This is a genomic window from Actinoplanes sp. NPDC049668, assembly GCF_044465445.1.
Lineage (GTDB): Bacteria > Actinomycetota > Actinomycetes > Mycobacteriales > Micromonosporaceae > Actinoplanes.
The window spans coordinates 1-6,076 of sequence record NZ_JBITLR010000018.1 but is presented as its reverse complement, the minus strand read 5'-3'; the positions used below and the strand labels follow the sequence as shown (position 1 = coordinate 6,076).

1 protein-coding gene is annotated in these 6,076 nt (G+C 72.9%); it reads right to left on the bottom strand.

Features of this window, described 5'->3' with window-relative positions:
• Positions 1–134: 134 nt before the first annotated feature.
• Complete coding sequence (locus tag ACIBSW_RS40525; protein ID WP_354730644.1) at positions 135–5,624, bottom strand: biotin carboxylase N-terminal domain-containing protein; 5,490 nt, start codon at positions 5,622–5,624, stop codon at positions 135–137.
• Between the last annotated feature and the right edge of the window lie 452 nt (positions 5,625–6,076).

Genomic DNA, 6,076 nt, shown 5'->3' with positions numbered 1-6,076 from the left:
GGGGGCGGCCCGCCCCCCCGCCCCGGCGCGCGGGGGGGGGCCGGCCCCGCCCCGTCCCCCCCCCCAACCAAATTGTGTCGTCGCGCCCTCGGGGGGGGGGGGGGGGGCCCCCCCCCCCCCCCCGCCGCCGGGCCTCACCGCTTCATGCCGTGCTCGATGGCCTCGATGATCCGCGGCCGGAGCTGTGCGGCGCTGATGATCGCGTCGACCGAGCCGACGTCGACCGCGCGCTGGATGCTGTGCACCCGATCGAACTCCGCGGCGACCTCGCCGAGCTTCTCCGCCCGGACCGCGGACTGCACCTCGGCGAGCTGGGCGTTCAGCGCCGCCCGCTCGGCGCCACTGGCCGCCGAGACCCGCGCCTGCAGCCCGGTCACCCGGGCGTCGGTCGCGGTGCGGTTGTTCACCTCGCCGGAGAAGACCACGGCCGCCGCCGGGGCGCCGCCGAGCACCGAGGCGAACGAGCCCTCCAGCGCCAGCACCGTCAGGTTCGGGTTGAGCGCCTTGGAGAACACCACGAACGCGCCGCCGTGGTACCGGGAGATCACGCAGAACACGATCGGGCCCTCGAAGTTGACGATGGCCCGGCCGATCTCGGCGCCGTACTCGAGCTGGAGCTTGCGCATCGACTCCGGCGAGCCGTCGAACCCGGAGAGGTTCGCCAGCACGACCACCGGCCGGTTGCCGGACGCCGAGTTGATCGCCCGCGCGGTCTTCTTCGACGACCGCGGGAACAGCGTGCCCGCGGTGTAGGTGTCCGGCCCGTCGGTGGGCGGGAAGCCGCGCCGCGGCACCGACCGCGACTCGATGCCGATCAGGCAGACCGGCCACCCGCCGATGTGCACGTCCTGCACCGCCGAGGTCTCGGCGTCGGCCATGCCCGCCCAGCGCTCCAGCACCGCGTGGTCCTGGTCGGACAGCGCGCGCATCACCGTACGGATGTCGAACGGCTTCTTGCGGTCCGGGTTGTGCTGCGCCGAGAAGATCTGGCCGACGGTGGTGAAGTCGCTGCCGGCGATCTCGTGCGGGAACCCGGAGACGTCGCGGTCGGCCGGGTCGCCGGTGCCGGCCTTGCGCGGCGTCGTCTCGCCGGGCGCCACGTAGGTGTGGTCGTAGTGCGCCATCAGCACGTCGCGCGCGGCCGGCAGGCTGGGCGCCCAGTACTGCGCCTGGCCATTCGGGCCCATCACCCGGTCGTAGCCGCCGATGCCGAAGTTGTCCTCGGCCGACACGCCGCCGGAGAAGTCGAGCGACTGCTTTCCGGTGAGCACCATCGCCGAGTCCGGCGTCATCACGAGGATGCCCTTGGTGTGCATGAGCATCGTCGCCTCGGCGTTCCAGTACGGCTGCGCGCCGACATTGATCCCCGCGACCACGATGTTGATCTCGCCGCCCGCCTGGGTGAACGTGACGATCCGCTTGAGCGCGGCCGCGACCCAGTCCATGTTCTCGGTGCCCGAGGACATCGAGATCCGCGCGCCGGCCGACAGCGCGAACCACTCCAGCGGCACCCGCATCCGCTCGGCCAGGTCGAGGGCGGCGATCACCCGCGCGCACTCGGGCTCCGACAGCGCGCCCAGCGCCTTCACCGGGTCGCCGAGCAGCACCACCCGCGACATGCCCTCGGGGTACCGCACGGTCGGCGTCGTGACGACGCCCGCCACGATCGCCGCGGAGTTGCGTCCCTTCGGCCGGTCGACCGGGACCAGCACGCCGTCGCCGTCGAGGTCGTGCTCGGTGAAGTTGCCGCCGGGCCCGGCGAGCATGCCGGTCAGCTCGTACGGGTAGATGTTGCCCCGCCGCGCCGCCCGCAGCACCTTCTGCCGGTAGTCGTCCAGCGGCTGCACCGGCTCCGTCGACGGCTCGCCGACGTGCAGGTGCGCGCCGTCGCCCGGGTCGATGGTGATCCGCACGGCGACCTCGGTCAGCTCGCCACGGGCGGTGCGCTGCCGGGCCACGAACTGGACCTCCTCCAGCCCGGTGCCCGCCGTGGTCGGCAGGATGCGCTGCACCAGCGCGTGCAGCTCCTCGCCGGTCAGCTCCGTCGACGGCCAGACGTACATCATGATCTGGTTGGTGTCGAACCGCTTGTTCTGCGGCCGCTGCGCCTGGATGTTGCGGATCGCGTCCAGGCCCGCGTTGATGGCCTCCTCCACCGCGGGCAGCGCGACCAGCCGGCCGTCGGCCTCGCGCAGCGGCGTCAGGTCGCGGACCTGGCCCATCGCGAACAGCCGCTCGTCGGCCGGGTTGCTGCGCGCGACGGCCTTGAACAGGTAGATCTCCTCGTCCGCGGACGGCAGCCGGGTGAGATCGAACTCGCGCAGCCGCTCCAGCTGCAAGCGCTGCGCGATCTGCGGGTGCAGCCCCCGGATCAGCCGGTCCTCGGCGAAGCCCGCGCCGTCGGGGCGGAACGTCCGGAAGGTGAAGTGGTGGTGCATCACCGCGCCGGTGGTGCCGGCGACGGTGGTGGTGATCCGCCGGATGCCCGCGGGCAGCGGGTGCCCGGCGAGCAGCTCGCCGAGCCGGACCGCCATCGTGTCGGCGTCGGGCTGGTCCTCCCAGGTGACGTAGAGGTCGGCGACCAGCCCGCCCTCGGCGATGTCGGTGGCGAACCCGCCGAGCGCGCCGATGGCGTCCGGCAGTGCGGCGATGTCGACGGCGGTGGCGACCACCTTCGTCGCGCCGGCCAGGCCGGTGAACTCGGCGGTGACGAACCGGCAGCCCGCGGCCTCCCGTGCGGTCACCGCGGACAGCCTGCGGTTGCCGTAGTAGCGGCGGGTCAGCACCTCCAGCAGCGGAACGTGGTCCCGGCCGGGCCGCCCGATCCGCTGGCCGATCAGCCGGACCAGCGGCTCGGAACTGGCCACCATGGACTGGATCCGCTCGGCGCGGTCCGGCGCGTCCGGGTTGCGGTCCAGGTGACGCAGGTCGGCACGGACCGCGGCGTAGACCTCGGCGCGGTTGCGGCGCAGCAGCGGCTGGGCGAACCAGCGGAACACGACGCCGCGGGCCAGGTCCGACACCACCGGGAAGCGCACCTGGGTCGCCTCGATCAGGTGCTTGAGGGTGAGCCCGGCGCGCTCGCTCAGCGACTCCAGCGGCGGCGAACCGGCCAGCCACTGCCGCAGCAGCTCCGACACGATCGCGACGTCGGTCGACATCCGCTGCTGCGCCAGGAAGATGCGGAAGACCGCGGCCTCCAGCTCCGGCGACCGGTCCAGGTCGACGACGCCGTAGTGCCCGAGCACGAACTTCAGCCGGGCCTGGAACGCCTCGGTGACGCCGGCCCGCTCGACGTCGAGGCTCTGCAGGTAGCTGTGGAAGTACTCGCGCGGGCTGTGCACCAGGTTGCCGGGCTCGAGCTCGCCGCCCGGCTTGTTGCGGCTCAGCTCCGACAGGTCGGCGAAGACGGTCAGCAGCTCCAGCTCGCCCGGCAGCGGCCGGTCGCCGAGCTCGGCCCGGGCCGCCAGGTAGCCGGTCAGCACGCGCCCGCGATCCTGCGGGTCGACGTCGAAGCCCAGCAGCAGGCTGCGCAGGTCCTGCAGGCCCCGCTCGACCCGCTCGGCCGCGGAGACGTGCGGCGGCACGGCCGGCAGGTCGATCTCGACGACCTGGCCGGCGCCCGCCGCCTCCTGCTCGGCGCCCTCGTCGGCGAGCGGCTCCAGGCGCATCAGCGGCGTGCCGGTCTCGACCTGGCTGCCCACCGAGACCGGGCACTCGCGCACCCGGGCGCGGAACGGCGCACGGAGCACCGTCTCCATCTTCATGCTCTCCAGCACCAGGATGGGCGCGCCGGAGTCGACCTCGTCGCCGACGGCCAGCGGCGTCGCCACCACCAGCGCGGGCGCGGGCGAGCGGACCACGCCGCCCTCGTCGCGGCTGACCCGGTGGGTGATGCCGTCGACCTCGACCAGGTGGATCGGGCCGTGCGTGGCCGACACCAGCCGGAAGCGGTGCCCGTTGACCACGATCCGGCCGCTGTACTCGTCGAACCGCTCGACCTCGACGTCCGCCTGGTGCGGGTCGCCGCCGCCGGAGACGCCGACCCGGAAGCGCTTCTGGCCGACGCGGGCGACGGTCACCCGGTAGCCGGTGCCGCGGAGCTTGAGGTCGAGCGGGCGGCCGCTCTCGTGCTGGACCTGCGGGCGGCCGCCGTGCGCGGTGGCGAGCAGCCGCTGCCGGCTGACCTCCTCCTCGTCCTGGTACGCCTCGATCGCGGCCGCCGCCAGGGCGACCCCGGAGTTGCGGTGGCTGACCAGCCGGCCCTGCGCGCGTACCCGGTCGATCCAGCCGGTGTCGGCGCTCGCGTCGATCACCTCGGGCTGGTCGAGCAGGTCGAGCACGAAGCTCTTATTGGTCGCGCCGCCCTCGATGATCACCGTGGTCTCGGCCATCGCGCGGCGCAGCCGGGCGAGCGCCTCGCCGCGGTCGCGGCCGTGGGCGATGATCTTCGCGATCATCGAGTCGAAGTCGGCCGGGATGGTGTCGCCCTCGCTGACGCCGGTGTCGACGCGGATGCCGGGCCCGGCGGGCAGCACCAGCCGCGCGATGCGCCCGGGCGAGGGCGCGAAGTCCCGGTCCGGGTCCTCGGCGTTCAGCCGGGCCTCGACGGCATGGCCGATCTCCGCCGGTCGGTCGCCCTCGAGCCGTCCGCCGTTCGCGACGTGCAGCTGCAGCCGGACCAGGTCGGTGCCGGTGGTGATCTCCGTGATCGGGTGCTCGACCTGCAGCCGGGTGTTGACCTCGAGGAAGGCGAACAGCTTCTCGCCGGGGTGGTAGAGGAACTCGACGGTGCAGGCACCGCGGTAGCCGACGGCGAGGGCGAGCCGCGCGGCCGACGCCTTGAGCTCCTCGGCCTGGGCCGGCGCGAGCACCGGCGAGGCGGACTCCTCGATGATCTTCTGGTTGCGCCGCTGCACCGAGCAGTCGCGGACGCCCAGCGCCCACGCGGTGCCCTGCCCGTCTGCGATGACCTGCACCTCGACGTGCCGTGCGCCGGTGACCAGGCGCTCCAGGAAGACCACGCCGGAGCCGAATGCGCGCAACGCCTCCTGGCTGGTGCGCTCGTAGGCCTCGGTCAGGTCCTCGCCCGACGCGACCATCCGGATGCCGCGCCCGCCGCCGCCCGCGGTCGCCTTGAGCATCAGCGGGTAGCCGATCTCGGCGCCGGCGCGCAGCGCGTCCTGCAGGGTGGCGACCTCGCCGCGGCTCCACGGCGCGACGGGCACGCCGGCCTCCTCGGCGATCAGCTTCGCGCCGATCTTGTCGCCGAGCTTGCGCATCGCGTCGGCGCTCGGCCCGACGAAGGCGATGCCGATCTTTTCGCAGAGCTCGGCGAACGCCGGGTCCTCGGCGACGAAGCCCCAGCCGACCCACGCCGCGTCGGACCGGGTCTCCACCAGGGCCCGCTCCAGCACGGCGTGGTCGAGGTACGGGCGCGCCGACGCGGGGCCGAGGCAGTAGGTGATGTCTGCTTCGCGGACGAAGGTCGCGTTGCGGTCGGCGTCGGTGTAAAGAGCCACCGTCTCGATACGCGTTCCGGTTTCCGCCGATAGATCCCGGACGGCGTGGATGAGCCGCATCGCGGCCTCTCCACGGTTGACGATGGCGACACGACTGAACACCGGCTGAGCCTCCCAAGTACCCCACGCACAGCAGGCGACGTCCGGGTCCCGAAGCGTCGCCTGCACTTGTCTACACCCTGCTTGACTACTGCCGAGTACACCAATTTTTCACATCGCGTAAGCGTCTCGGAGCTGCTGCGATACGGAACCGCGGCCGTCGCGCGGCGCCTTCGCTGCGCCGGGCGCAGGCCGAGACCGTATCCCGTCCGAGATGACCGCTTTCGTCACTCTAACTCGGACTCGACGGTGAGCCTCGGACCCGACGGCGGCGCGCCTGTGTCCGGTATCACCCACATGACGAGGTTTTCCAGCGCCGAAATCCTCAAGTCTCGCTATTCGGTTCGTTCGCAACCGGGCGGCACCGGTTCGGGACCGGGTCGCGCACCGCACGGACCGGATTGTTCTCCCCATGCCCGGCCGAACGTGAAGCCGGAACATGCGGGGGGAAACCG